This is a genomic window from Novosphingobium sp. BL-S-33 (assembly GCF_056857025.1).
The window spans coordinates 2,264,970-2,291,897 of record NZ_CM166474.1 but is presented as its reverse complement, the minus strand read 5'-3'; the positions used below and the strand labels follow the sequence as shown (position 1 = coordinate 2,291,897).

General features: G+C 64.5%; 24 protein-coding genes. 8 read left to right on the top strand and 16 right to left on the bottom strand.

All coding sequences use genetic code 11. The features are described from left to right. Nucleotides 1–11: 11 nt before the first annotated feature. From AC1VVM_RS10680 to eco, 3 genes are all read left to right on the top strand, one after another. Nucleotides 12–2,222: an acyl-CoA dehydrogenase family protein gene (locus AC1VVM_RS10680; RefSeq protein ID WP_482955034.1), complete on the top strand. Its 2,211-nt coding sequence runs from the start codon at nucleotides 12–14 to the stop codon at nucleotides 2,220–2,222. Between the two features lie 23 nt (nucleotides 2,223–2,245). Then, the gene (locus AC1VVM_RS10675) at nucleotides 2,246–3,064 is read left to right on the top strand and encodes an enoyl-CoA hydratase/isomerase family protein (RefSeq protein WP_132385113.1); all 819 of its coding nucleotides are present in this window, start codon (nucleotides 2,246–2,248) and stop codon (nucleotides 3,062–3,064) included. 447 nt (nucleotides 3,065–3,511) lie between these two features. After that, a complete protein-coding gene (eco, locus tag AC1VVM_RS10670) occupies nucleotides 3,512–3,934 on the top strand; it encodes a serine protease inhibitor ecotin (RefSeq protein ID WP_482955033.1) in 423 nt (140 codons plus the stop codon). A 77-nt stretch (nucleotides 3,935–4,011) separates the two neighbouring features. Here eco and AC1VVM_RS10665 read toward each other — a convergent pair whose 3' ends face one another. The 11 genes from AC1VVM_RS10665 to cysD all read right to left on the bottom strand — a co-directional run bounded on the left by AC1VVM_RS10665 (nucleotide 4,012) and on the right by cysD (nucleotide 15,720). Continuing rightward, a complete protein-coding gene (locus AC1VVM_RS10665; RefSeq protein ID WP_243652339.1) occupies nucleotides 4,012–4,752 on the bottom strand; it encodes a TetR/AcrR family transcriptional regulator in 741 nt (246 codons plus the stop codon). 46 nt (nucleotides 4,753–4,798) lie between these two features. Beyond that, entirely contained in the window at nucleotides 4,799–6,277 is a 1,479-nt protein-coding gene (locus tag AC1VVM_RS10660) for an aldehyde dehydrogenase family protein (protein ID WP_132385743.1), read from the bottom strand. Nucleotides 6,278–6,324: 47 nt separating this feature from the next. After that, entirely contained in the window at nucleotides 6,325–7,062 is a 738-nt protein-coding gene (locus tag AC1VVM_RS10655) for an SDR family oxidoreductase (protein ID WP_132385111.1), read from the bottom strand. A gap of 166 nt (nucleotides 7,063–7,228) precedes the next feature. Further along, nucleotides 7,229–7,675, bottom strand: a complete 447-nt coding sequence (locus AC1VVM_RS10650; RefSeq protein WP_132385110.1) for a MarR family winged helix-turn-helix transcriptional regulator — start codon at nucleotides 7,673–7,675, stop codon at nucleotides 7,229–7,231. Nucleotides 7,676–7,768: 93 nt separating this feature from the next. Next, nucleotides 7,769–8,185, bottom strand: a complete 417-nt coding sequence (locus tag AC1VVM_RS10645) for a nuclear transport factor 2 family protein (RefSeq protein WP_482955032.1) — start codon at nucleotides 8,183–8,185, stop codon at nucleotides 7,769–7,771. 12 nt (nucleotides 8,186–8,197) lie between these two features. After that, entirely contained in the window at nucleotides 8,198–9,898 is a 1,701-nt protein-coding gene (locus tag AC1VVM_RS10640) for a class I adenylate-forming enzyme family protein (RefSeq protein ID WP_482955031.1), read from the bottom strand. 107 nt (nucleotides 9,899–10,005) lie between these two features. Next, entirely contained in the window at nucleotides 10,006–10,989 is a 984-nt protein-coding gene (gene acuI / locus AC1VVM_RS10635) for an acrylyl-CoA reductase (NADPH) (RefSeq protein ID WP_482955030.1), read from the bottom strand. Nucleotides 10,990–11,278: 289 nt separating this feature from the next. Further along, a complete protein-coding gene (locus tag AC1VVM_RS10630) occupies nucleotides 11,279–11,947 on the bottom strand; it encodes a TetR/AcrR family transcriptional regulator (protein ID WP_482903915.1) in 669 nt (222 codons plus the stop codon). 73 nt (nucleotides 11,948–12,020) lie between these two features. Beyond that, nucleotides 12,021–12,761: a 3'(2'),5'-bisphosphate nucleotidase CysQ gene (locus AC1VVM_RS10625; protein ID WP_482903914.1), complete on the bottom strand. Its 741-nt coding sequence runs from the start codon at nucleotides 12,759–12,761 to the stop codon at nucleotides 12,021–12,023. After that, nucleotides 12,761–14,698 (bottom strand): sulfate adenylyltransferase subunit CysN, encoded by a 1,938-nt coding sequence (cysN, locus tag AC1VVM_RS10620; RefSeq protein WP_482955029.1) that lies wholly within the window; start codon nucleotides 14,696–14,698, stop codon nucleotides 12,761–12,763. The genes AC1VVM_RS10625 and cysN overlap by 1 nt, the downstream gene beginning before the upstream one ends. A 119-nt stretch (nucleotides 14,699–14,817) precedes the next feature. After that, on the bottom strand, nucleotides 14,818–15,720 hold the full coding sequence (cysD, locus tag AC1VVM_RS10615) for a sulfate adenylyltransferase subunit CysD (RefSeq protein WP_482903912.1): 903 nt from the start codon (nucleotides 15,718–15,720) through the stop codon (nucleotides 14,818–14,820). Between the two features lie 105 nt (nucleotides 15,721–15,825). Between cysD and AC1VVM_RS10610 the strand changes: the two genes are divergently transcribed. Then, a complete protein-coding gene (locus AC1VVM_RS10610; protein ID WP_482955028.1) occupies nucleotides 15,826–16,923 on the top strand; it encodes a helix-turn-helix transcriptional regulator in 1,098 nt (365 codons plus the stop codon). 173 nt (nucleotides 16,924–17,096) lie between these two features. Here the strand turns inward: AC1VVM_RS10610 and AC1VVM_RS10605 are convergent, their stop codons facing one another. The 3 genes from AC1VVM_RS10605 to AC1VVM_RS10595 are packed head-to-tail and all read right to left on the bottom strand — an operon-like array spanning nucleotide 17,097 to nucleotide 20,177. Beyond that, nucleotides 17,097–18,353 (bottom strand): MBL fold metallo-hydrolase, encoded by a 1,257-nt coding sequence (locus tag AC1VVM_RS10605; protein ID WP_482955027.1) that lies wholly within the window; start codon nucleotides 18,351–18,353, stop codon nucleotides 17,097–17,099. Nucleotide 18,354: 1 nt separating this feature from the next. Further along, a complete protein-coding gene (locus tag AC1VVM_RS10600; protein WP_482903909.1) occupies nucleotides 18,355–19,362 on the bottom strand; it encodes a zinc-dependent alcohol dehydrogenase in 1,008 nt (335 codons plus the stop codon). Between the two features lie 23 nt (nucleotides 19,363–19,385). Beyond that, a complete protein-coding gene (locus tag AC1VVM_RS10595) occupies nucleotides 19,386–20,177 on the bottom strand; it encodes an SDR family NAD(P)-dependent oxidoreductase (RefSeq protein WP_482955026.1) in 792 nt (263 codons plus the stop codon). Nucleotides 20,178–20,347: 170 nt separating this feature from the next. Here AC1VVM_RS10595 and AC1VVM_RS10590 point away from each other — a divergent pair, with 170 nt between their 5' ends. The 3 genes from AC1VVM_RS10590 to AC1VVM_RS10580 all read left to right on the top strand — a co-directional run bounded on the left by AC1VVM_RS10590 (nucleotide 20,348) and on the right by AC1VVM_RS10580 (nucleotide 23,134). Further along, complete coding sequence (locus AC1VVM_RS10590) at nucleotides 20,348–21,244, top strand: helix-turn-helix transcriptional regulator (protein ID WP_482903907.1); 897 nt, start codon at nucleotides 20,348–20,350, stop codon at nucleotides 21,242–21,244. A 148-nt stretch (nucleotides 21,245–21,392) separates the two neighbouring features. Continuing rightward, nucleotides 21,393–22,574 (top strand): sulfotransferase family protein, encoded by a 1,182-nt coding sequence (locus AC1VVM_RS10585; protein WP_482903906.1) that lies wholly within the window; start codon nucleotides 21,393–21,395, stop codon nucleotides 22,572–22,574. Between the two features lie 86 nt (nucleotides 22,575–22,660). Continuing rightward, nucleotides 22,661–23,134, top strand: coding sequence for a VOC family protein (locus AC1VVM_RS10580; RefSeq protein WP_482903905.1), 474 nt, complete (start codon nucleotides 22,661–22,663; stop codon nucleotides 23,132–23,134). Here AC1VVM_RS10580 and AC1VVM_RS10575 read toward each other — a convergent pair. Beyond that, nucleotides 23,121–23,888 (bottom strand): Coq4 family protein, encoded by a 768-nt coding sequence (locus tag AC1VVM_RS10575; RefSeq protein WP_482955025.1) that lies wholly within the window; start codon nucleotides 23,886–23,888, stop codon nucleotides 23,121–23,123. The genes AC1VVM_RS10580 and AC1VVM_RS10575 overlap by 14 nt on opposite strands. An 84-nt stretch (nucleotides 23,889–23,972) precedes the next feature. Between AC1VVM_RS10575 and AC1VVM_RS10570 the strand changes: the two genes are divergently transcribed. Next, nucleotides 23,973–24,635, top strand: a complete 663-nt coding sequence (locus tag AC1VVM_RS10570; RefSeq protein WP_482955024.1) for a TetR/AcrR family transcriptional regulator — start codon at nucleotides 23,973–23,975, stop codon at nucleotides 24,633–24,635. Here AC1VVM_RS10570 and cofH read toward each other — a convergent pair. Continuing rightward, a complete protein-coding gene (cofH, locus tag AC1VVM_RS10565) occupies nucleotides 24,605–26,923 on the bottom strand; it encodes a 5-amino-6-(D-ribitylamino)uracil--L-tyrosine 4-hydroxyphenyl transferase CofH (protein WP_482955023.1) in 2,319 nt (772 codons plus the stop codon). The genes AC1VVM_RS10570 and cofH overlap by 31 nt on opposite strands. Between the last annotated feature and the right edge of the window lie 5 nt (nucleotides 26,924–26,928).

The following is a 26,928-nucleotide window of genomic DNA, read 5'->3' as shown; positions in this document are numbered from 1 at the left end:
AAGCCTGAAACATGAACTTCGACCTCACCGACGAACAGTCCATGATGCGCGAGACTTTCGCGCGCTTTCTTGACGAGAATTCAAGTTCGGCGCGCGTACGCAAGGCGCAGGAGAACGGCGGTTTCGACGCCGAGATGTGGGCAGGCCTTGCCGAACTGGGCGCCTTTGCGATGCGCGTTCCCGAAGAGGCGGACGGCATGGGCCTGGGCCTGTTCGACGCGGGCCTGCTGATGGAAGAGGCCGGGCGCACGCTCGCCTCCGGCCCGCTGGCCGAAGCGCTGGTGGCCACGCGCCTGCTGGGCCTGCTGGGCGGTCAGGAAGACCTCCTTGCAAGCGCCGTCGGCGGCGAAGCGGTGGTAACCGTGGCCATGCAGGACATCGCGCAGTTCCCGAAGCAGTGGGTCGCAGGCGGTCTGGTTGCCGAGGCAGTCATTGCACGCAAGGGCAACGATGTCGTGCTCGTCTCGGTGCCCGCGGAAGCCCGCATTGCCGAGCCGACCCTCGCAACCACGGCCATTGCGGAACTCGATCTGGCCGCCCTGCCGACAACCGTTCTGAGCAGCGGTGAGGCCGCTCTCGCCACGTTCGCCAGCGGCCTTGAGGAGTGGAAGCTGCTGATGGCGCTGGCCCTGTCCGGCCTCAGCCGCGCGGCGCTTGCCACGGCGGCGGAATATGCCGGCGAACGCAAGGCGTTCGGCGTGTTCATCGGCACGTTCCAGGCGTTGTCGCACCCGATGGCGGACCTCATCTGCGAGATCGATTCCGCCAAGTTCCTGGCGTGGAAGGCCATGCGCTCGATCGCCGACGGCGATGCCGAAGCCGGCGCGCAGATTTCGCTGGCGGCGTGGTACGCGGCAGGCGCTGCGGGCCGCACGGTGCGCCACGCGGTGCAGACTTTCGGCGGCATCGGCCTAACCACCGAACATGACGTCCACCTCTACAACTTGCGCGCCAAGGCATGGCCGCTCGTTGCGGGCGACCCCGAAGACTGGCTGGCCGAAGCCGGACGCCGCCTTTACGCGGGCGAGGCGACCTGCCTCCCCGACGTGGGTGAAGTGCCGGTCGAATTCGACCTTGGCGAGGATGCCCGCGCAATCCAGCAGGAAATCCACGAATTCTTCGCCAAGAACGTCACCGACGAACAGCGCGAGAAGTTCCACTTCTCGTGGGAAGGCCACAACCCGGTCATCCACAAGCAACTGGTCGAGGCGAACCTTGCCTACCTCCAGCTTCCCAAGGATGTCGGCGGGCGCGGCCTCAGCCCTTACGCGGTAACGGGCGCGCGCTCTGCTTTCGAGGAAGAAGGCTGGAACAATCCGGTCGCCAATGTTGCGCAGATGGTGGCCCTCATCATGTACCGCTTCGGTACCGAGGAACTGAAGCGCGACGTGCTGTCCAAGGTCATGGCGGGCGATGCGATCTGCTCGCTGGGCTATTCGGAACCGGGCTGCGGCTCGGACGTGTTCGCCGCGCAGTGCAAGGCTACCCAGCTTGAGGATGGATCCTGGCGGATCGACGGCACCAAGATGTGGACCAGCGGTGCCAACCTGACCGACTATGTGCTGATGCTCTGCCGCACCGATCCGGACGCTGCCAAGCACAAGGGGCTGACGATGTTCATCGTGCCGCTGAAGGCAGAGGGCGTCACCGTGCAGGCCGTCCACACCTTCATGGACGAGCGCACCAACATCACCTTCTACGACAACGTGCGTATTCCCGACACCTGGCGCCTGGGCGAGATCAATGCCGGCGGCCGGACCATGGCGGCCAGCCTCGAACTCGAACACGGCGGCGGCTTCGCCAAGGTGCAGCGCGCGATGCTGGAAAACGCGGTCGAACTCTGCGAGGAAATCCCCGTGGCAGGCGGCGGCAAGCTAATCGACACACCCAAGGCGCAGGCACGGCTGGCGCGCACTTACGCCAATGTGCTCGCGTCCGAGATGATCGCCTACCGCGCCAACTGGACGCAGGTCCACGGCAAGGGCAACGGTGCCTATGGCCCGATGGCGAAGATGTTCTCGTCCGAGTTGTTCATCACCGACTCGCGTGACCTGCTCGATCTGACGGCGCCCTATTCGCTGGCCAAGCGCAAGGGCGCGGCGAATGCGCTCAACCTCGCCTATCGCCATGCCCATGGGACGACCATTTACGGCGGCACCAGCCAGGTGCACCGCTCGATGATTGCCGAAAAGGGCCTCGGCCTGCCGCGGTCGCGGAACTGATGCGCGAAATTGAAGGGCATACGATGACCGAAGAAGCACCGCACCTGCTGACCGAAGATCAGGACGGCATCCTGATCGTCACGCTGAATCGGCCGGACAAGCTCAACGCGATCAGCCGCCAGATGATGGATCTGTTAACCGAGGCCGTGCTGCGCTTTCGCGAAACGCCTGAACTGAAAGTCATGCTGATCCGCTCGGCGGGGCGCTATTTCAGCTCGGGCGCAGACTTGCGCGGGGGCAACCAGAACATCGTCTCGCCCGTATCCACCGGCGGCAGCGCGCGCGGCATTCGCGAGAACCACCGGCTCAACCTCAACAACATGCAGCAACTCTGGGACGAGATCGAGCATATCGAGAAGCCCTTCGTCGTCGCGCATCATGCCATGTGCGTGGGCGGCGGGCTGGAAATGAGCCTCTCGTGCGACTTCCGCCTTGCCGCCAAGAGCGCTGCCTATGCCTTCCCCGAAGGCCTGTTCGGCGTGCTTCCGGCATCGGGCGGCGTCTCGCGCCTCACGCGGATCTGCGGGCCGCATTGGGCGCGCTGGCTGATTATGGCGAACAAACCTGCTTCGGCCGACATGGCCTTCACCATGGGGCTGGTCCACCAGGTCTATGAGGACGAGACGTTCGAAGCGGACGTCATGGATTTCTGCCGTCATCTGGCGAAGCAGAACCCGGAACAGATGGGCGCGGCCAAGGTCGCCATCGAACTCTGCGCCGAAGTCGGGCGCGATTCCGCACGCCATGTCGAACGCATGGCCAACAGCGCTCTGATGCTCAACCCCGACTACATTCGGGGCATGGAAGAGTATCTGAAGGGCGTGGGCGGCAAGAAGAAGTAATTTCGACACGGCAGAGCACGCGCCATCCTCCGGAAACGGAAGTGCAGCGTGCTCTGCCGGAGTCATATCACTTGCCTGTTTCCGGATGCGGATCCCGGCACAGATACGCGCCACCGGCGCAGCTCCCCTCCCCTCCCCTCCACCGACGGGAAGCCATGCTTCCATCGCGCCTCCAAATTTGAAGCTGTGGCGTTCGAATTCCTCTTGTTTCTTGGGGGATAGACCTGCGTGCCGGATCGGCGCATGAATAGGCCATCGGAAAGCGATCTTCGCTGGCGAGGACGAGTCCGCCGAGACCGCAGCGCGATGCCACTTGCACGGGAGGATGCCGCGATGGGATTTCACAGTGCCTCAAACAGCTCGAACGTTCGTCCTGCCGGTGGAGGGCATCGGCTCCTCCTCGCCCTGACTTTGGTCGGCAGCACTCTCACGGCAGCGAGCCCAGTCGTGGCGCAGCGCACCCCGCAGCAGGAACTGGCCGCATTTCCGCGTGCGCCCGCCGGTCAGACCCGTTGGGTCATCTTCCTGCCGCATGCCGCCGATGAGAATGCGCTGAAAGTCGGCGTGATCATAGGCCGATCGATGCTGGTCGACTGCAACCGCGCGATGTTCTCCTCCCGGATGGAGGCTCGCACGGTGAAAGGCTGGGGATATGACTATCATGTCGTCACGTCCGTCGGACAACCTGCCAGCACTCTCATGGCCTGCCCGAATACCGCCAAGACCAGACAATTCGTGCGCAGTTCCGACGAACCGCTGCTGCGCTACAACAGCCGCCTGCCGCTGGTGATCTTCGCACCCAACGACGTTCAGGTCCGATACCGCATATGGAAAGCGGGCGCGGAAGTCATGGCGCGATCACAAAACTAGAGCATTTTCCAATCGGGTGGGCGACGGCTTGACCTGACGAACCGGAGGCGGGCGATATACGTCCGCCTCCTGCTCGTTTACCGGGCAGCCCGCTCCCGCGTATCGCGGATCGCCAATTCCATCAGCCGCGCATTGATTTCCACCAGATTTTCCTCGCGCCGCCCCGGCAGCGTGCCGAGAATGCGCTGCAAACGCCGGTCGGTCGCCAGCGTGATCGAGCGTTCGATGCCCGTCATCAAGGTCGTCGCCATCAACACTGCCGTGTCGCCCAACGCACCGCGCGGATCCATTTGCGCGACGAAAAGGCCGATCAGCGGCCGCGTCGAATTGACGCGCTGGTGCATGATGCGCACGTCGAACTGATCCGCCAACGAGTTACGCAAGTGCAACAGGCCGGTGTGGCGCGCCCAGAAATCGTGATAGGAACGCACGAATTCCGTGGAGCGCGCCTCCAGCTCGTCGTCGGACCAATAATCACGGACGAGCGCGAAATACTCCTCGTGCGCAGTGCCCATCACCGGCTCCAGCACTGCAAGCAGCAGTTCGGTGAAGTCGGTGAAGTAATTGTAGATCGACGTCATCCCGAGGCCGACCGTGCGCGCAACAGCACCCAGCGTTACCGGCTCGTCGGTCTTCTCGACAAGTTCGATGGCCGCCGCAAGGATCCGCTCACGCGTGACGCGTCCCTTGCGGCCCATCCTCTGGCCATGAAGATTGTGGCTGATCGCCGCTCCAGCATCGGTGACCGCGGACGCGAGGTACGGCGGGATGGCCGGAATAACCGGTTCCTCCCCGCCGCCATCGGGCTCGGGTGTCACTTCTCCGGTGTCGCTTACCAGAAAAGCCTCGTCCGAACTGCGTTCGTCAGGCCGCCGCCTGGCCGACCGGCCAGGCGAGGATCTTGACGTCGGTGAATTCCTCGATGCCTTCGACACCCCATTCGCGTCCCATGCCGCTTGCCTTGTAGCCGCCGAAGGGAATGTCGCCGGCAATGCACATGCCGTTGTTGACGCTCATCGAACCGGTGCGCACGCGCTTGGCGATATTGATCGCCCGATTGAGATCGCCCGATACGCCGCCCGAAAGGCCGTAGGAGCTGGCGTTGGCAATCCGGATGGCGTCCTCGTCGTCCTCGTAGGGGATGACGACCAGTACGGGGCCGAAGATTTCCTCCTGGGCGATGCGCATGTCGTTGGTGACATCCACGAAGCAGGTCGGCTCGACAAAATAGCCGCCGCCCTTGTCGGGACGGATCTGGCCGCCGGCGAGCAGCGTGGCGCCCTCTTCCTGGCCGAGGTCGATGTAGCTCTTTACGCGCTCCATCTGACGCTTCGAGATCACCGGGCCCATGATATGCGCCGGGTTCTCGATATCGCCCCAGTTGTCGCCGAAGTTGCCGTAAGCGCCCTTGAGGATGGCCTTGGCTTCCTCGTAACGGCTCTTGGGAACCAGCAGGCGCGACTGCACGGCGCAGCCCTGACCGGCGTGGAACACGAGCATCGCCATGCCCACTTCCATCGCGAAGTTCGGAGCATCGTCGAGCACGATCTTGGCCGACTTACCGCCGAGTTCGAGGAACACGCGCTTCAGAGTGGCCGCGCCCTGCTCCATGATACGCTTGCCGACGCCAGTGGAGCCCGTAAACGAGATCAGGTCCACGCGCGGGTCGGTGACGAGCATTTCACCCGCCAGCGCCGGATCGGCACCGAATACGACGTTGATGACGCCGTCGGGGAAGCCCGCTTCCTTTGCGAGTTCGCCGAAGATCGCGCCCATGCCGGGCGTATCCGGCGCGGGCTTGAGGATCACGGTGCAGCCCGCGAGCAACGCGGCGACCATCTTGCCGATGTTGACGTAGAGCGGCACGTTCCAAGGGGTGATCGCCCCCACCACGCCGACCGCCTCACGCACGCCGACGCGCTTGTGGATCATGCCGAAGGCCGGCTTTTCGCCATAGTCCTTCTCCCACTCCACCTTGTCGAACACGGCCATGTAATCGTCCCAGCCGTTGAGCGCCATATCGACATGGGCGCGACCGACCGCACCCTGCGCCGCACCGGCTTCGTAGATGGCGAGTTCGCCGAGGCGCGGACGAGCGGCTTCGAACAGCTCGCGATACTTCTTCACCAGCGCCACGCGCTTCTCGATGTTGGTCGACCAGTCGGTCTCGTCGAACGCGCGGCGGGCGGCGGCGATGGCCGCGTTCACATCGTCGGCGGTGGCGTCAGCGGCCTTGCCCACCGGCTCACCGGTCCAGGGGCTGATGACGTCGAAAGTGCCGCCATTGCTGGCGCCGCGCAGTTGGCCGTCGATATAAAGCTTGGCTTCGGGAAGAGTGGTCATCGTCTGATCCTTGGCGGGAATGGGGTCTTGCAGGATTTGGGCGTCGCTCATGGGTGCCGCGCTCCGACCGAGACGTGGGTCACGCGCACGTCTGCCGGCAGATCCAGCACCGAGCGGAACACGCCGGTCACGTTCTCGGTCTGCGAGATCGGACGTGTGCGCAGGTCGATGCCATTGGCGGCACAGCCCTGATGGAAACGCATGGCGGCATCGGGATCCCAGCCGGGCGCCGTCTTGCCGGCCTCGTACATCGGCCCGGCGCGCACGGTGGTGACACGAATGCCGGCGGGTTCGAGTTCCTCGACCAGCGCTTCGGTAAAGCGTTCGATCGCCGCCTTGGTGGTCTGGTAAAGCGAGAGCATTACGAAAGGCACGGCGATGGATTCGCTGCCCACATTGATGATCTGTCCGCCCTTTTCCAGCATCGGGATTGCGGCGCGGCAGCAATAGATCGGGCCGTTGAGATTGGTGGCGATGATGCCGTCGATCTGCGCGTCGGTCGCCTCTGCCACGGTGAACGGCTCGTAGATCGCGGCGTTGTTGATCAGCACGTCGATCTTCGGGTGCTTTTCGGCAATCGTCGCGAAGGCCTTGCGGACGGAATCGGCCGAAGCGACGTCGCATTCCACCGCCATGGCAGTGCCGCCGATCTCGTCGGCCAGTTCCTGCACCTTGGACAGCGTGCGCCCCAGCAGGATCACGGTTTCCCCTTCACTGGCGAAACGCCTTGCGAGCGCGCGGCCGAGGCCGGCACCGGCGCCAGTGATCACGATCGTCTTACCCACGCATCCTCCACTCGTTTTCGTTCTTGCGCCGGAGCTTTGACCGACACGATTTCCCATACCCTAGCCCGTGCGCAAGCCGCTGCCTATCGCGGCCACGATGGTTCGACAGGAGCGTCCCGGCGATGCCCAGCCAAAACCGAATTCGGCTCGAAACTCAGCGGGATAATCAGCTCTGGACCGAAGCATCCGAAGGGCGGTTGCGCGTAAGGTTGAGACGCATCGTCTCCAGCACTTCAAGCAGCCGCTCCATATCCGCATCGGGCACGCCTTCGAGCGCGATATCGGCAGTTTCCTCCGCCAGCGGCTGAAGCTGTTCGAGCAGTTCACGGCCCCGCTCCGTCAGATAGAGCCGCCAGGCGCGACGGTCGGCCGGATCGGCGCGGCGTTCGACCAGCCCGCCATCCTGCATCCGGTCGATCATGCGACCGGCAGTAATCGGCTCAACCTCAAGGATTTCGGCAAGGCCACCCTGGTTGATGCCTTCCGCCCGCCGGAGCACGCTGAGCACTTGCCATTGCGGCCTTGTCACGCCGATCGCCCGGGCCCGCTCGTCGAAAGAGCGGCGCATCAAGCGCGCCACTTGCGACAGGACAGTGCCGATCTTGCGTTCCATGCACCCGAGATACCCGCTTACCGGCCATTGGCGAGTGAAATCGCCCGGCCCGCCGAATGAACGCCTGGGCGCTGCCCCTTCCTGACAGGCACGTCAGGCCTTGGTCATGTCCACAATCAGGCGCGCGAGCGTCTGCCGTGCGATCTTCCAGCCTTCCGCCGTGCGCACGTAAGCCTCATGGTAATGGCCATAACCGGTGAGCGCGAAACTGTCCTTGATCACCCGGTCCTGCATGGCCCAGACGACCTCCGCGCGGTCACCGTCGATCGTGATCTCGGGCGAGTGGATCTGGTGCGCGGTCTTCGCGTCGGCGAGCGAGGTGCGCACCATCGAGACGAACCGATCGCGCCCCTTTTCCAGCGTGCCACCGGCCGGGCGCGTATCGATCTCGCAATCCTCGGTGAAAAGCGCGGCCCAACCGCCCCAGTCCTTGGTATCGAGCAGCCGGCAATAACGGGCCTTGAGATTGCAGATCTCCAGCCAGTCGCCAAAATCCAGTGCCTGTGTCACGCTATTCCCCCCTCAACCGGGCGTGGCTTCCGCCTCCAGCCGTTCGGCGGCCAGCTTGCGGAGATCCGCCGTCTTGATCTTGGCGCTGCCCGTGGTCTTGAGGTCGCTTTCAGCGACGAAGAGCACCCGGCGCGGCACTTTGTAGCTGGCCAGCTTTTCCTTCGCGAAATCGCGGATCGAGCCGGCTTGCGGGCTCGCCCCCTCGACAGGGACGACGCAGGAGACCACCAGTTCGCCCAGCAGCTCGTCCGGAACGCCCACGGTCTGCACCATCTTCACTTCGGGATGGGCGCGGATCACTTCGTCGATCTCCAGCGGAGAGACATTGGCGCCGCCGGTCTTGATGATGTCGTTGAGGCGGCCTTCCCAAAACAGGCGGCCCTGCTCGTCGATATAGCCACCATCCGCCGTGCGCAGGAAACCATCGCCGTCGAGCGTCTCGTCGAGCGGGATGCCGAGGTAGCCCAGCATCAGCGTCGGCCCCTTCACCGCGATCTCGCCGCGCTCGCCCAGCGGCATCGTCGCGCCGCTGAGCGGATCGACGATCTTGATCGTGGCCCCGGCGGTGGGCAGCCCATGCGACTTGCCCGCCACTTCCTCGGTCGTGCCAGCGGCGAAGACCGAGATCAGCGTGAACGTCTCGGTATTGCCGAAGGCCTGCGCCGGTTCGCGCCATGTCGTCGAAATCGACGGATGCTTGGCGCAAGGCGTCAGCGCGTCGAGATAGATCATCGGCGACAGGTCGACCGTCTCGTAATTCGGCGCGGCTATGAGCTGGGCCCACTGGTGCGGCCAGGCGAGGATCATCGTCGCCCGCTCCGCCTCCATCAGCGCCAGCGCTTCCTCGGCATCGAACCAGCGCTGGAGCACCAGCGAACCGCCCGAGCCGAGCGTACCGCCCAGCGCCATCGCGAAGTTGCCGGACCAGAAAAATCCGTTGGCCGACCACGTGCGCGGCGGCTCCTTGATCGCGTACCACTGCGGCCAGCGCCAGAGTTGCAGGCAGACGCCGCGATGGGCGGAAAGAATGCCCTTGGCCTTGCCGGTCGAACCCGAGGAGAAGAACAGCACGCCGGGATCGCTCGGCTGCACCGAGGCTGCCGCCGCTTCGACCAGCGCCGGATCGACGCTGTTTCCGCGCGCGAGAAACGTGCTCCAGCCCTCGATCGCGCCGAGGCCTTCGTCACTGTCGATCACCGCGAGGTGACGCAGGAACGGGAATTTCGTGGAGGCGACCTCGCCCGGCTTCGCGGTGCCGATCTGCGGCTCCAGTTCGACCAGGATCTGGGCGAAGTCCTTCTTGAGGACGCTGCGTTCGAGCAGCAGCACCGAACAGCCCCCCATGCCCAGCACGGTTTCGAGTTCGGCGGGCGTGAAGAAGGTGCTCACCGTCATCGCGACACCGCCCGCAACCGCGGTGCCGAAGACGCTGGAGAGAAATTCGAGGCGGTTGGTCGCCAGAATGCCGACGCGCGTGCCCTTGCCGACACCGCAGGCCGATAGTGCGCGCGCGACTTCCATCGAACGCGCCCAGAGATCGTCATAGGTCCAGCGCTCTACCTTGTCGCCAAGGTGAATTACCGCCGCTTCGGCCGGACCGTGGCGCCGCGTGACCTCGCGGACGAAGCCGCCCAGCGTCAGCGGGCCGATGCCCTGCTCCTCGGAAAGCGGTATGCCGCGCGCAATGGACAGACCGTCCGTGACTTCGACCATGCCTTCCTCGTCATCCTGCGGGGCTCTGTGCCCCGTTTCCCATGCCCCAAGATGGGGGATGGGCGCAGCGGCGGGCTCCCTCAAACCCGCCGCCGCGCCCGGCTGCATCAGGCGTTCACATCAACGATGTACCGGCCCTTGACCTCACCGGACATGAACTTCTTCGCAGCCTCGATGGCTTCACCCAGACCGATGGTCTGGCCGATGGTCTCCAGCGCGGCCGGATCGAGATCCTTGGCGAGGCGATCCCAGGCCTTCAGGCGCTTGGCCTTGGGCGCCATGACGCTGTCGATGCCGAGCAGCGAGACGCCGCGCAGAATGAAGGGCATGACGGTCGACGGCAGGTCGAAGCCCTGCGCCAGACCGCAAGCGGCAACCGCGCCGCCATACTTGGTCTGTGCGATGGCATTGGCCAGCGTGTGGCTGCCGGCCGTGTCGATGACACCGGCCCAGCGCTCCTTCTGGAGCGGCTTGCCCTTTTCGGCGAGTTCGGCGCGATCAATGATGGTCTCGGCGCCGAGCGACTTGAGGTAGTCGGCCTCGGAAGCCTTGCCGGTCAGCGCGGCGACCGAGTAGCCCAGCTTCTTGAGAATGGCGATGGCCACCGAGCCGACGCCGCCGGTGGCGCCGGTCACGAGGATCTCGCCCTGATCGGGCGTCACGCCCCAGTCGACCAGTGCATCGACGCAGAGCGCGGCGGTATAACCGGCGGTGCCAATCGCCATGGCCTGTGCCGGGGTGAATGCAGCGGGCAGCGGCACCAGCCAATCGCCCTTGAGCTTGGCCTTCTGCGACAGGCCGCCCCAGTGGCCTTCGCCCACGCCCCAGCCGTTGAGCACGACGGTGTCGCCGGCCTTCCAGTCGGCATGGCTGCTTTCGGTCACGGTGCCGACGAGGTCGATGCCGGGCACCATCGGGAACTTGCGCACGACGGGCGAAGCGCCGGTAACGGCAAGGCCGTCCTTGAAATTGAGCGTCGAGAAAGCGACGTCGATAGCGACATCACCTTCGGGCAGCGCGCTCTCTTCGAGCTGCTGGAGAGTGACCGTCTGGCCCTCGTCGGTCTTGTCGATCACGATAGCGGAAAACATGGCATACTCCCTCAGGGTTGGGCTGGCTCTTGCCCTACGATGCAGGCCCTAGCTGAAAGGGAATATGCGCCGCTCCGTCAATGCCGCGGCCCCACGCCATCGCCTAGGCGAAGCGGCATCACGGACGGGGTATCGGCTGAGGTGGTGAAGTCGCACTCCGCCTTCGCCCTCTTCCTCGTCATTGCGAGCGCAGCGAAGCAATCCAGAGCGGAGTGGGCCCGGCTCTGGATTGCTTCGCTGCGCTCGCAATGACGTGGGGTTATGGGGATCCCGCGTTGTTCAGGCTGCCTCAGCCGCCTGGAGAAACCCCGTGCGCGGCCAGCAGGTCCGCAACTTTCGGGAAGGCCTTGGCCCGCATCGTGCCGTACATCGAAAGCCGCAGAATCTCGCGCGAATAGCGGCGCGACAGTTCGCGGCGCTCGCCCTCGCCTGCGGCATGGGCGCGCGCGAGGATCGGCCAGAAGAACACGCCGGCAAGGTTCATCACCGAATAGACCTCGAAGTCTATGCCCGGCTCGGCCAGATCGGTGCCGGCGAAACGGCCCAGCGATCCGCAATATTCCCGCCAGAAAGGGTCCTGCGAAGGATCGGGCGAGGCCAGCACCTGCTGGAGCCAGACCCGGCAAATATCGGGATTATCCATCGCGAAGTCGCACAGCCGATCGGTGAGCGAGACCACGTCCACTTCTTCCACGCGGCGTTCGCCGACCGTCTCGGGATCGCCGAAGACCGCGCGGAACAGCTTGTCCGAAACCCAGTCGATGGTCGCCTCGATCAGCTTTTCGCGCGTTTCGAAATGCTGGTAGGCCGTGCCGCGATTGACGGCGGCGAGGTGCGCGACGGCGGAAAGGCTGACGCCCTCGGGCCCGTCCTTGGCAAGCAGGTTGGCCGCGGCGTCGAGAATGGCGGCCCGCGTCGCGACCGGGTCGCGCGTCCTGCGCCGTATTCTTGCCTCCATGCTCGCCCCTCCTTGATTGAACGGGCGAGCATAGCGGCAGGCTTAGTAAACGACAATGTTGATTAGCTTGTCCTCAGAGGAAGTCCTTGACCTTCTCCAGCACCAGCGCCGCATGTTCCTTACGGCAGATCAGCAGATCCGGCATATAGACGTCCTCGCGGTTATAGACCAGCGGGCTGCCGTCGATCCGCGAGACATGCAGACCCCAGCCCTGAGCGACAGCCGCAGGCGCACAGCTGTCCCATTCGTACTGACCGCCGGAGTGGAGGTAGATATCCGCCTCTCCGCGCAAGATCGCCATGGCCTTGGCCCCGGCCGAGCCCATCGGCACCAGTTCGGCCCCGATGGCTTCGGCCACACCGGTCGCTTCCTTGGCAGGACGCGTACGGCTGACGACCATACGCAGCACTTCCGGCGCGGGCGGCACTTCGCCCGGCTGGTCCGAGCGCAGGACTACCCCTGCCCCCGGCAACGCAACCGCCCCAAGCACCGGAGCACCGTCCACCGCCATGCCGATGTGAACCGCCCAGTCGGCACGTTCCTCGCCATATTCGCGGGTACCGTCGACCGGGTCGACGATCCACACCCGCTCCTTGGTCAGGCGCTCGGCATTGTCCTTCTCCTCTTCGGAGAGCAGCCCGTCTTCGGGCCGCTGCTCGCGAAGGGCGTGGCAGAGGAACTGGTTGGCGGTCTGATCCCCCGCCTTGCCCAGCGACTTGCCTTCGAACAGCCCGGATGCCCGCACGTCGAGCAGGATTTTCCCTGCCACTTCCGCGAGATGCGCGGCGAGATCGCCGTCATTCGCCATCGTCATCAAGCGTCTCCCAGCAAGGTGTCGACGATCAGGTTGGCCGCGTCCTCCGGCGAGATCGCCGTGGTGTCGATGCGGATTTCCGGATTGCGCGGCGCCTCGTAGGGGCTGTCGATACCCGTGAAGTTCTTTAGTTCGCCCGAACGCGCCTTCTTGTAGAGGCCCTTGACGTCGCGCGCCTCGGCCACCTTCAGCGGCGTGTCGATGAACACTTCGAAGAACTCGCCTTCCGGCAGCATCGCCCGCACCATCTCGCGATCCGCCTGGAACGGCGAGATGAAGGCGGTGATCACGATCAGGCCCGCGTCGGTCATCAGCTTCGAGACTTCGCCCACGCGGCGGATGTTCTCGATGCGGTCAGCCTCGGTGAAGCCCAGGTCCTTGTTGAGGCCATGGCGCACGTTATCGCCATCGAGCAGGAAGGTGTGCCGGTTCATCCGGTGCAGCTTCTTCTCGACAAGGTTGGCGATGGTCGACTTGCCCGAGCCCGAAAGGCCGGTGAACCACAGCACCGCCGGACGCTGGTTCTTGAGACCGGCGTGCTGCTTGCGATCGATGTCCACGGCCTGCCAGTGCACGTTCTGCGAACGGCGCAGCGAGAAGTGGATCATGCCCGCCGCCACAGTGGCGTTGGTCATCTTGTCGATCAGGATGAAGCCGCCGAGCGTGCGGTTGTCGGCATAGGCCTCGAACACGATCTGCTTGTCGGTGGTCAGTTCCGCCACGCCGATCGAGTTCAGCTCCAGCGTCTTGGCCGCCAGATGCTCCATCGTGTTGACGTTGACTTCGTACTTCGGCTCCTGAACCGTTGCCGACACGACCTGCGTGCCGATCTTCAGCCAGTAGGCACGGCCGGGCACCATGGCCTCGTCCGCCATCCACACGAAAGTCGCCTCGAACTGGTCGGCAGTCTGCGGCGGGCTATCGGCAACCGAGATCACCGAACCGCGCGAGCAATCGATTTCGTCCGCGAAGCAGACGGTGACCGACTGGCCGGCAACCGCTTCTTCCAGATCGCCGTCATAGGTGACGACGCGGGTGATCGTGCTGGTCTTGCCCGAGGGCAGGACGCGGATCTTGTCGCCCGCCTTCACCGAACCGGTGGCGATCAGGCCCGAGAAACCGCGGAAGTCCAGGTTCGGACGGTTCACCCACTGCACCGGCAGGCGGAACGGCTTGTCGGCATCGACCGAGGAGAGAACCTCCACCGTTTCCAGATGCTCGACCAGCGGGATACCGGCGTACTGCGGCGCCTTGTACCACGGGGTCTTTTCCGAGAGCGTCGTAATGTTGTCGCCCTTGAAGCCCGAGATCGGCAGCGCGGTGAAGTTTTCGATCCCGATCGAAGTGGCGAACTCGGTATAGTCCGCGACGATCTTGTCGAAGACCTCCTGGCTGTAATCCACGAGGTCCATCTTGTTGACCGCAAGAACGATGTTCTTGATGCCGATCAGGTGGCACAGATACGAGTGGCGGCGCGTCTGCACCAGCACGCCCTTGCGCGCATCGATCAGGATCACCGCAAGGTCGGCGGTGGAAGCGCCGGTGACCATGTTGCGGGTGTACTGTTCGTGGCCCGGGCAGTCGGCGACGATGAACTTGCGCTTCTCGGTGTTGAAGAAGCGATAGGCCACGTCGATGGTGATGCCCTGCTCGCGCTCGGCGGCAAGACCGTCGACCAGCAGCGCGAAATCGATCTCCTGGCCCTGCGTGCCGACCTTCTTGGAGTCCGACTGGAGCGCGTCCAGCTGGTCCTCGAAGATCATCTTCGAATCGTAGAGCAGGCGCCCGATCAGGGTGGACTTGCCGTCGTCGACGCTGCCGCAGGTAATGAAGCGCAGCATCGTCTTGTGCTCGTGCTGGACGAGGTATGCGTCGATATCGTCCGCGATCAGCTGATCGGTGACGTAGACGGCTTCTTTGGTTTCAATATCAGCCATGATCAATCTCTCTCCGCTCGCCCTTGAGTCCCGAATTTATCGAAGGATCGAAGGGCATTGGCGCATCGCTCAGGCGGGCTTCGACAAGCTCAGCCTGAGCGGGAACAGGGAACGGGGTCTTAGAAGTAGCCTTGCTGCTTCTTGACTTCCATGCCGGCACCGCCGGCGTCCTTGTCGATGGCGCGGCCTTGCCGCTCGGACGTGGTGGTGAGGAGCGTTTCCTGGATCACTTCGGGAAGCGTCTTCGCCTCGCTCTCCACCGCGCCGGTCAGCGGGTAGCAGCCCAGCGTGCGGAAACGGATCGAGCGTTCGACGGGAACCTCGCCTTCCTTCAGCGGGAAGCGTTCATCGTCCACCATCAGCAGCATGCCGTCACGCTCCACGGTCGGGCGCTTTTCGGCGAAGTAGAGCGGCACGATGGGGATGTCGTTCAGGTGGATGTATTGCCAGATGTCCAGCTCGGTCCAGTTGGAGATCGGGAAGACGCGGATCGATTCACCGCGCGACTTCTTGGCGTTGTAGAGGTTCCACAGTTCCGGGCGCTGGTTCTTCGGGTCCCAGCCGTGCGAGGAGGTGCGGAAGGAGAAGATGCGCTCCTTGGCGCGGCTCTTTTCCTCGTCGCGGCGGGCGCCGCCGAAGGCCGCATCGAAGCCGTACTTGTCAAGCGCCTGCTTCAGCCCTTCCGTCTTCCACATGTCGGTGTGGAGCGCGCCGTGGTCGAAGGGATTGATGCCCTTTTCGATGGCTTCGGGGTTCTGGTAGACCAGCAGTTCCATGCCGCTCTCACGCGCCATCTTGTCGCGCAGTTCGTACATCGCCTTGAACTTCCACGTCGTATCGACATGGAGCAGCGGGAACGGCGGCGGCGAGGGATAGAACGCCTTGCGCGCAAGGTGCAGCATGACGGCGCTGTCCTTGCCGACCGAATAGAGCATCACCGGCTTTTCAGCTTCGGCGACGACTTCGCGGATGATGTGGATGCTCTCGGCTTCGAGACGCTCCAGATGCGTGAGTGTTTTCATCAGGTCTTCCTCTGCCCTGGGCTCATGCCCGTTGGCTGGGTTTCAAACAGTCCCGATTCCGAATCGCAGGGATGACATTCCCGCGAACCTCCCATATGGGAGGGTATGGCCCTTACTAGCAATGACGAGACCGATCTCCTGATCCCGCTCTTTCAGGGAAATGCCGAAAATCCGCGCTTTTCGACATTTCTGGAAAGATTGCGTCGACGCACCCAGGCCGATTACGTCAGCCTGATCCTTCGCATGGGCGATGGCCCGCACGCCGCAATCGTCGAAAGCTACGCCGGAATCGACTTGCGCAAACGCGCCCGCGAGTCGGAGCAGCAGGGGCCGTTCGACCTCGATCGCTACCTCTACGACAGCCTGCGGCCGGGGCGGGTCTATTCGATCGGAGAGATGATCGATCACGACCCCGTGGCGCGCGCGGATCGCAACCGGCGCATGGCGAAGCTTGGCATCGGTGACGAGCGCGTGGTGCGGATCGCCGGTGGCGAACGCTACAGCGCATGGCTGATGATGGCCCGCGCGCGTGAGTGCTCTGCCGCCGACAGCGCCTTGCTCTCCAGCCTCGCGCCTTACGTCGCCATCGCGGTCGAAAATCTCGCGGCGATGGACCGCGACAGGCTTTCCGCGCGGATCAACGCCATGGGGCTGGAGCGCACCGGCAAGGGCTGGATGCTGCTCGACGCCGAAGCGCGCGTGCTCGCGGCCGATCCAGCGCTGGCGGAATTCTGGCAGGCGCACTGCGGCGCGACGTTGCGCCCCGGTGAGCGCGTGCTAGGCTTGGACCTCGCCGCCGAGCGCAAGCTTGCGGCCATCGCGGCGGAAATGACGCAGGACCGTACATTGCCTGCGCGACCGCTGCTGCTGCGGGACAATCCGCATATCGAGGCGCTGCTGATGCCCGCCGAGAATGCCGAGGCCCTCGCGGCACCGGCAATCCTGGCGCTCTGCACCCTGCCCCGTCCGCATTCGGATGACAGCGCCGAGCGACTGGCCGAAGTCTTCGATCTGCCCCGGCGTGAGGCGGAACTGGCGATGGCGCTGACGGACGGTCACTCCATCGCCGAAGCGGCGGAGCGCATGGGCCTGACGCTGGAAACGGCGCGCAATTACTCCAAGCGACTCTATGCCAAGCTGGGTGTACGTGGGCAGGCCGAACTGGTGCGGCTGGTTTATGAGAGCAGCGCAGTGATGGTGTGAGTGTGTTGTGGACCTAGAGTCCAAGACGCTATGCCCCACACCCTCTTCGTCATTGCGAGCGTAGCGAAGCAATCCATGGCCGCCTTACGCCGCTCTGGATTGCTTCGTCGGCTTCGCCTCCTCGCAATGACGATGCAGAGAGGAGGCGATGGGCTTGGCGTGCGCCTACCCCATCAATCGCTGAGCTTGGCCTCCATTGCCCCGATCTCCGAACGCAGCCACATCGTCTCGGACAGGTTCTTGCCGCCCGAAGCCGCCAGCAGCGCCTCATGCGCCGCCTTGCGCACGGTCAGCACCGCCGCATTGTCCGGCTCGGCACTGAGGGCGATATCGGTCAGATGCACAGCCTCCAGCGGAGCCCCCGCATCCAGCTTCGCCTGCGCCCGTTCGGCCAGATTGGCAGCGCCGCCGGCCAGTTCGACCAGATCGGCATCGACGCTCGAACGCGGCACGCCGTAAAGCGCGGTGGTGCCGTCCTCATAGTGCAGCCAGCCCGAATACTCGCGCCAGATCGACTTGATCGCCCAGGCCGCCTTGCCGTGGAATTCGCCGATCTCCAGCCCCTCCGGCCATGCGAATTCGCGCATCAGCCTGTGCACGTCCTTGCCCGCCTTCATGCCTTCCAGCGTGTAGTCGCGCACATAGCTGACCGCCGCGTGCATCTTGTCGAGATCGGCGCGGATGCGCTCGGCACCGCGAATGGCTTCGCCGTGGCCGGTAACGACGATCTCGGCCCCAAGGTCGCGGATCGTCTCTAGCGACTTCAGGTAATTGCGCACCAGACGCGGCTTGTCGCCGCGCAGGGTGTTGAGGAACGGCATCGACAGCCAGACCGGACCGAAGACATTGCCGGTGAAGGCGATCTTCTCCTTGGGCATCCAGACCGTGAGCGAGTCGATGGTCTCCCCCTCCGGCGTGGAGATCAGTTCGAACGTGCGCCCGCCAAGATCGATGGTCAGGCGGCGGTCGACAAGGATATCCGGAACCACGTTCGGCGCCGGCTTGGGCGAACCGCCGCGCTTGAGCGTCGATCCCCAGAGCTTGCCGCTCCTCGGCCCGAAGAAGGGCTGAAGGCTCATCATGTCCGAAAGCGCTTCGTTGAAGCCCGGACCGCCGACGATTTGCGTGCCGTCTTCCAGGAATTCCGGCACGCCGCCGAAGTGATCGGCATGGCTCTGGGTAAGGATAATGAAGGCCAACGGACCAGTGCGCGGCGGGGTCAGCAGGCGCTTGGTGCGCTCCGCATTGTCCATGAAGCCGGTGTTGATCACGACATCGCCCTCGGACGTCGTCACGAGGTAGGCGTTCGAGATATCGTTCGCCTGGAACACGAAATCGGTGATCGGGATGGCTTCGGCCTGCTCGTCGCCCGAGCGGACCAGACCTGCCAGCTTCGGCCCGGCGTCCTTCACACTGTCAGCACTTGGCATTTCAAGCCTCCTCGATACCGATCATGACCTTGGCGGACTGCGGCGTCGCCGCGATTTCCAGGCCCTTCATGATCTCGCTGAACGGCAGCTTGTGGCTGATCATCGCCGCGATCTTGTCCTTCAGGCGCGGCATGGCAGCGATCACTTCGGGCATTTCGGTCGGATAGCCGACCGCCGTGGTGATCGTCATCTCGCTGGTCAGCATGCGGCCGACCGGGAACTCGATGGGCCGCATATAGGCCGCCGTGATGACGAGCTTGGCGTGAAGCTTGGCCATCATGATGACTTCGGTGAGGATGTTCGGCGCGCCTGCCGCGTCGATGAAGGCATCGGTGCCCACGCCCACACGGCCATAGCTCGGCACTTCGCCGTGGAGCTTCGCCAGTTCCGCGCGAAGATCGACCTTGCTCGGATCGAGTGCCGCCTGCACGCCAAGTGCCCGCGCGCGCTCCAGCCGTTCCTCGGAAAGATCGAGCGCGACAACGTCGGTCACGCCGCGATCGATCAGCCAGAGCAACATGCCAAGCCCGATCGGCCCGCAGCCGAACACGACAACCTTGTCGCCCGGCTTCACATTGGCGCGATTGACGCCGTGCATGGCGACGGCCAGCGGCTCGCACATAGCGGCGACGTCATAGGAAATGCCCTCGGGGATCGGCAGGATCGAATCGCCCAGCCGTGCCTCGCGCACCAACAGTTCCTGCGTGAACGCACCTTCCGGGCCGCCTGAGCCGATGTTGCTGGGTGTCATCATCGGATTGACGATTACCGGGTCACCCACGGAAATGCCGGCGACTTCTGCGCCGACTTCCATCACTTCGCCCGCGCCTTCATGGCCCAGCGCGGTCTCCACGCCCGGCGGAATCCCGCCCATCTTGATGTAGGACAGGTCCGATCCGCAAATGCCGACCGACTTCATCTTGACGACCACGTCCTTCGGCCCGGCCACCGGACGTTCGTAAGCATCGACGCGAACATCGCCGACGCCGTGGATCTTGAGCAGTTCCATTGCTTCTCTCCTCTTCCGGTCGCTCAGGGGCGAACCATGTAGCCGCCGTCGATCGTGACCGTCTCACCGGTCATGAACGAGCTGGCATCAGAGCAAAGGTAAGCGCCAATGCCTTCGAAGTCCGCCGGATAACCCGTGCGCTGCATCGGGATCGTCGGGGCGAAGTGGGCGGCCACGGCATCGGCACGGGCGCCCTCACCCATCATCGGCGTGATAATGAGGCCCGGCGCGACCACGTTGGCGCGAATGCCGAGCGGCGCGAGTTCGATGGCAAGGCAGCGCACCGCCGCGGCAATCGCCGCCTTGGACGAGGCATATTCCATCTTGCCCGCAAGGCCCTGGAACAGTGAAAGCGAACCGCAGGCAACAAGACTGCCGCCGCTCTGATCGCCCGCTTCCACACGCTCCTTCATCAGCCGCGCCGCTTCGCGCAGAGTGAAGAAAGCGCCGTGCAGCGCGGTCTTCTGGAATTCATACCAGTGATCGGTCGGCATCTCGAACGCCGAGTTGTAGCGGGGGCTGGCGCCAGAGTTCGCGAAAACGCAGTCCACGCGGCCGAAGTCCGCCATCACCTGCTGGTAACCGGCGATGATGTTGGCTTCTTCCGAAACGTCCACCTGATAGGCGATCACCTTGCCCGCACCCGCGGCTTCCAGCTCGGCCTTGGCCTTGGCGCTCTTTTCGGCATTGCGTGCCCAGATCGCCACATCGCCGCCCATCTTGGCCACGCCCATGGCAAAGCCGAAGCCGATGCCGCCGTTACCGCCGGTCACCACCGTCACCTTGCCCGTGCAGTCAAAAAGGCCCTTGGCCATCATTCTCTCCTCGATCCCGTTACCGGCCTTCTTGCCGGCACTTTCGTTGGCGCGATGTTTCCCGTGGGCGGCTTGTCCCGCAAGCTTGGCAATCATAGAATTCAGGCCCTATCCAAGCGTCAGGGACACGAATTCGGGCCAGAGACCCGACTGGTCCGGGAGAGCCTGCAATGACCGAAAGCCGCTCCGTCCATACGCCGACGATGATCGTCGATGCGGAGCTTTGCGCCGCTGGAATTACCGCGCAGATCGTGCGTTTCGACATTCCCGAGCCGACCGACAACCGCCACGCCGTGGCCGCCGGCTATCACGTCAACATGTGCCTGACCCCGCGCCCGCTGGAATCGCGCGGCGGCTATCGCGAGCGCTGGGGCCCGCACCGTTTCGAGCGGCTTGGCGACATATTCGTGATCCCGCCCGGCGAGTCGCTCTACATTCGCGGCGGCAGCGGCCGTCAGGCTTCGCTGGTCTGCACCATCGACACTTCGCTCGTGCATGACCTGCTGGGCCGCGACCTGCCGTGGGATGATGCGCACCTCGCCGCCGCGCTGGATATCGGCAGCGCACAAGTGCGCGCGCTGCTATTCCGCATCACCGCCGAAGTGCGCCACCCCGGCCTTGCCTCTCAGCGCATGCTGGAACTGCTGGGCAGCGAACTCGCCATCGAACTGGGCCGCTATGGCCTCGAAGTCTCCGAAAGGCCGATGACCGGCGGCCTCTCCGGTTGGCGCCTGCGACTGATCGAGGAGCGACTGGCGAACGACCTCACCGCGCCGCCGCTCAAGGAACTGGCCGATTCGTGCGGGCTTTCGGTACGCCAACTCACGCGCGGCTTTCGCGTCAGCCGTGCCTGCTCGATCGGCGACTATATCGAACAGCGCCGCATGGAAGCGGCCAAGCGCCTGCTGATGGAGGGCGAAAGCGTGAAGACCATCGCCTTTGCCATGGGTTTCGCCTCGCCTTCCAGCTTCACCTTCGCGTTCCGCCGCGCGGTGGGCGCCAGCCCCAGCACGTTCCGCCAACGGCAGGGACGCGCGCTTGGCTCGATGGCCTCCGTTGCAGCCTAGTCGCTCGGCCGGTCTTGTCCCGGATTCGACATATAGACCCGATCTGACGCACCAGCCGCATTGCCAATCGGCCCCGCGCACAGGCTAACTCATGCCCATGAGGTCGCCGCAGCGGCCCGGACCGAGACACGGGAAAGAGGATTACGAAATGGCCGAGCAACTCACGGCGAACAAGCTCGTCGGCGACGCTCTCGTCGAACAGGCGATGAAGGACACCGGCATCCGGGACTTCGACAATGACACCTGGCGCGAAGGCTTCGATGTCTTCGTGAACGACTTCAACGCCGGCATCGCGCGCGGGCAGTACACCGAAGGCGGCATCGGCCGCGCCACTGCGGATACGCTCCACTACCTGCGCGGCCGCCTGAAGATTTCGGACTATCTGCGCCAGAACCGCGAACTGCTCAGCCGCCCGGTCGAAAAGCCGGTCTTCGTGATGGGCGTGCCGCGCACCGGCACCACGCTGCTTTCGAACCTGCTGGCCGCCGATCCGGCGCGCCGTTCGCCGCTGACCTGGGAAATCGACGATCCGGTGCCGCCGGTCGCCTCCAGCGACTTGCTCACCACCGATCCGCGCGCGCAGGCCCGCCTGGCGCAGGAAAAGGCGATGCTCGAAGCCAATCCGGCCATGGGCAAATACTATCGCGGTTCGGCCGTCTATCCGAACGAGTGCGTGTTCTTCATGGCGCACGACTTCAAGACGCTGATGATCGATTCCAAAGGCACGCTACCGGGCTACAAGGAGTTCATCTTCTCCTGCGACATGACCAGCGCCTACGAATACCACAAGAAGTTCCTGCAGGTTCTGCAGCAGAACGCCGGCGGCGTGTGGAACGTGAAGAAGCCCAGCCACGCGCTGTGGCTGGAGACGATCTTCAAGGTCTACCCCGACGCCCGCGTGCTCTGGGCGCATCGCGATCCCTTCTCGGCCACCGCCTCGCTCTGCTCGATCATCTCGCTCAGCCACATGGCCCACATGGGCAAGCCGGATACGGCGTGGCTCAAGGAGAACTATACATGGCAGGCGGCCGAGCACGCCAACCGGATCATGGATTTCCGCGACAAGTACGGCGAGGACAAGATCATCGACGTCCATTACGCCGACATGACCGCCGACCCGATCGGCGCCATGAAGAAGGTCTATCAGCAGCTTGGCGACGAGTGGACGGCCGAGGCGGAAGCCGGCATCCAGCAGTGGGTGGACGACAACCCGCAGGACAAGTTCGGCAAGCACGAATACAAGCTGGCGCAGTACGGCATCGAGAAGGCGGAGCTTGAATCGCTCTTCGAACGCTACCTCTCGCGTTACGACGTCGCACGCGAAGGCTGAACCGCCGCCCGCCTCCCTATCCCATCGCCCCCGCTTTCGGGGGCGATGGCCGTTGAGGCCGGACCCAAAAAATTGAGGAGAGACTGATGCTCGAAGGCCGCCACTATCAAAACGCTTACATCTGCGACAATCTGGAAGCCGGTATCGACCTGTTCCGCGGGCGCGGGCTGACCCGCGAACCGGTCATCATCCCGGTCGACCAGCAGGTACTCACGCCGCAGGGTCTGAAGCGCCAGAAGGGCCGGATCTGCTTCATCTGGATCGGCGAACTCCAGATCGAACTGATCGAGAACGAGATCGACGAAGTGGGCATATACGCTAACTGCCTGTCCAACGGCGGCCCGCTGCGCTTCCACCACATCTGCTTCGCGGTCGACAACTGGGCGGACTTCCGCTCGCGCGTCGATGCGCAGGAATTCCCGCTGGCGATGGAGCGTCCGGAAGGCGACGATCCGAACGCGCTAAAATTCCTCTACCTCGATGCCCGCAAGGTCTTCGGGCACTACATCGAATATACCTGGATGCCCGAAGCCATGTGGCAGCAGATCAGGAAAATGTGATCGGCATCGTGCCGTCGGCTCGTACGGCGGCACGGCCCACCGTGTCACGCGCGATGCGGTAGGCGGTCGGTTCGGCAATGTTCAGCCGCGCCCGCGCCACCTCGAGCGGCTCGGCCAGGAGGCGTTCGTAGTCTTCACCCGGCAGCCATGCGGCGTTCTTGCCCCGGCGATAGCCTTCGCGGATCGCCCGCAGCACCAGCTTGCCGCCGCGCGCGCGCAGCGCCTTCAATGCCCCACCCAGCGCGATGAACCCCCAGCCCAATCCGCGTGTCTGCGCATAGGAAAAGGCCACGAGGCACAGTTCGCCCAACGGTTCATCGGCGCGGTAGCCGGTGAGTACGTGCCAGATATCGTGCGTGTCGCGCATGCGCCGGCCGTACCAGAGATAGGGATGACGCAAGTTGAGATCGACACCGTCGATCTTGCTCACTTCGGCAAGCTCGGTGGCGGAATAGCCGGTCTTGCGCAGGAATTCGGCATAAGCCGCGCCCACGGTGCCATCGCGGAACTGGGCGATGAAGGCCGGGTCCGAAAGGCGCTCGGCCAGTTCCACCCGCTCATAGGCAAGGCGGCCGCCCTGGGCCGTGCCCATCAACCGCAGATAGCCCGCCTTCGCCGTGCCTGCATTGAGCGCCCGCATGATGCGGAAGACCTGCGCCGTATCGTTGGCATCGGCCAGCAGGCGGCGCAGCGCCTTGAAGGCAGTGCCCCAGTCGCGGCGGTCAGGGATCACGGTCGAGATTTCCGGTGTCATCATTCGGTCCTTGGATAGATGCCGATGACGGTATTAATATGAGCAATGCTCATGTTCTGAAACTCGCGTTAGACACACTCTCTCATGACCGACAAATCGCCCGAAAATCCGCCGATCAAGACGCGAAAACCGCGTCAGGGCCGCGCCGTGCACAAAGTGGAACTCATGTTGGAGGCAGCCATGCGGCTGCTCGACGCGAAGGGCTATGATGGCTTTACCACCAATGCCGTCGCCGAAACGGCGGGCGTCAGCATCGGCACGCTCTACCAGTACTTCCCCAACAAGGAATCGATCCTCGACAGTCTCGCCGATCGCGAGATGAACGCGCTGTCGGAGCGGATTGTTAGCGTTCTGGCCGATCAGGCCACGGTATCGGTGCGCGAGCGTGTGGGGCTGATCGTGCGCGCCGTCGCGGCGGCCTATGGCGACCGGCGCCGCGTGCACCGGCTGCTGATGGAGCGGTCACTGGCAAGAGGCACGCACCGGATGGCGCCGCTGCTGGAACATCTGACCACCCTGCTCTCCTCGCCTTCCGGCCCTCCCGCGCCGGGTAGAAACCGCAGGTTGACGCGGGGAGAGGCCTTCGTGCTCACAACGGCCTTCGTCGGCGTCCTGCGCGCGATGATCATGCGCCCGGAAACCGCGCCAAGCGATGCAGAGATCGAGGACGGTTTGGTCCAGCTTGTGATGGGCTATGCCGATCTCGCGAGACCGGTTCAGGCGGGTTCCGACACCACTTCACCGTAAAGCGTAGTGCGCTGCTTCAGCGTGCGGCCCACGCTTTCCGCCGCCGTGCGCAGCTCCGCAATCGTCACGCCCTGCCCGTGCGCGGCCCCTGCCGCACGGCTGATGCTTTCATCCATCAGCACGCCGCCAAGGTCGTTGGCACCCGCCGCCAGCACGGCCGCCGCGCCGTCCATGCCCAGCTTCACCCACGAGCACTGGATCGAGTTGATCGCCCCGTTCAGCGCCAGACGCGCCACTGCGTGCATCATCACCGCCTCACGCCAGGTCGGCCCCTTGCGGCATTGCCCGCGCCGGTAGAACGGCGCCTCCATATGGACGAGCGGCAGTGGCACGAACTCGGTGATGCCGCCGGTATCGAGCTGGAGATTGCGCAGCGCCAGCAAATGCCGCGCCCAATGCTCGATGCCTTCGAGGTGGCCGAACATCACGGTGGAGGTCGTCGGCAGGCCGACACGGTGCGCCGTCCCCACCACGTCCAGCCATTCCTGCGTGGTCAGCTTGCCCGGACAGATCTGCTCGCGAATATCGTCGCAAAGGATCTCCGCCGCCGTTCCGGGTAGCGAGCCCAGTCCCGCGTCCTTCAGCATCGCCAGATAGTCCCGCACCGGCATGCCCAGCGTGCGCGCGCCCTGGCTGACTTCCAGCGGGGAGAAGGCATGGACATGAAGGTCCGGACACGCCGCTTTCACTTCGCGCAGGATCGAAAGATAGGTTTCGCCGGTATAGCTCGGGTGAATGCCGCCTTGCAGGCAGACTTCGGTTGCCCCGCGCTCCACCGCCTCACGGGCTCGACCAGCGACTTCGGACAAGTCGAGATTATAGGGCTTGTCGCGGAAACCCGCCTTGCTGCTGGTCTTCGAAAAGGCGCAGAACGAGCAGGTGTGGGTGCAGATATTGGTGTAATTGATGTTGCGGTTGACGACGTAAGTCACGGTATCGCCGCTGACTTCGGCGCGCAGGGCGTCCGCCGCCTCCACCACCGCCTGCGCCGCCGCGCCGCGCGTGGCGAAAAGGGCGACGATCTCGTCCTCGCTCAACGTCACCCCGCTTGCCGCGCGGTCGAGAATACGATGGAGCGACGCTGCCACCGGCCCGGCATGGAACTGCCCCAGCGGGGCGCGGACACTGCCCGGTGCATGCTGATCGGCGAGACCCGGGCTCCAGGTGCTGTCTCGCGCCAGCCCCTCGGCATCGGCATGGCGCAGCACTGCCGGGCGGATCGCCGGATCGAGCCATGAGTGGTCCTCGCTCATCACGAAGCGCGGATAGATCGTCAGGCGCTCGACCAACGGCAGGCCCTTGCCTGCGCAGATCGCGCGCAGCCGTTCCACTTCGGGCCAGGGCGCTTCCGGGTTCACATGATCGAGCGTGACCGGAGAGATGCCGCCCCAATCGTCGATCCCGGCGTCGATCAGTTCGACAAGCCGCTCGTCATTCAGGTTAGGCGGCGCCTGTACCGAGACTTCGTCCGGCAGCAGAATGCGCGCTGCAGCGACCACGCGCAGGAAATCCGCCTCGCTCGCTTCCGGCGCGCGGGCCATCTTCGTACCCGGCTTGGGGCAGAAGTTCTGGACGATCACTTCCTGCAAATGGCCGTGTTCGCGGTGCAGATCACGCAGAGCGATCAGCGCGTCGATCCGTTCTTCCGCCGTCTCGCCAATGCCGATCAGCACGCCGCTGGTCATCGGCACCCGCGCGCGACCGGCCGCCGCCAGCGAAGCGAGCCGCACCGCCGGCACCTTGTCGGGCGAGCCATGGTGGCACATGCCCTTTTCCAGCAGCCGCTCCGACGTGCTTTCCAGCATGAGTCCCGCCGAGGCCGCGACGGGGCGCAGCATGCGGTAGTCCTCTTCCTCCAGCACGCCGGCGTTGACGTGCGGCAGCAGGCCGGTTTCCTTCAGCACCAGTTCGGCGCAGTGGCGCACGTAATCGATGGTGCGCGCAAAGCCCCGCTCCGCCAGCCAGTCGCGCGCGGCGGCATAACGGCGCTCGGGAGCGTCGCCCAGCGTGAACAGCGCCTCCCGGCAGCCCGCAGCGGCCCCGGCGCGGGCGATGTCCAGCACTTCCTCAGGCGTGAGGTAAGGCGCTTCGAGCCGGGAGGGCGTCGTCGCGAAGGTGCAATAGTGGCAAACGTCGGTGCAAAGACGCGTCAGCGGGATGAAGACTTTGGGCGAATAGGTCATCCGAGCCGGACCACGCGCATCGCGTCTGGCGCGTGCCCGGGCGGTGACCTCCTCCAGCGGAGCGGCCAGCAACCATGCCTTCATCTGGCGGGTCTCATCCTGCATCTGCT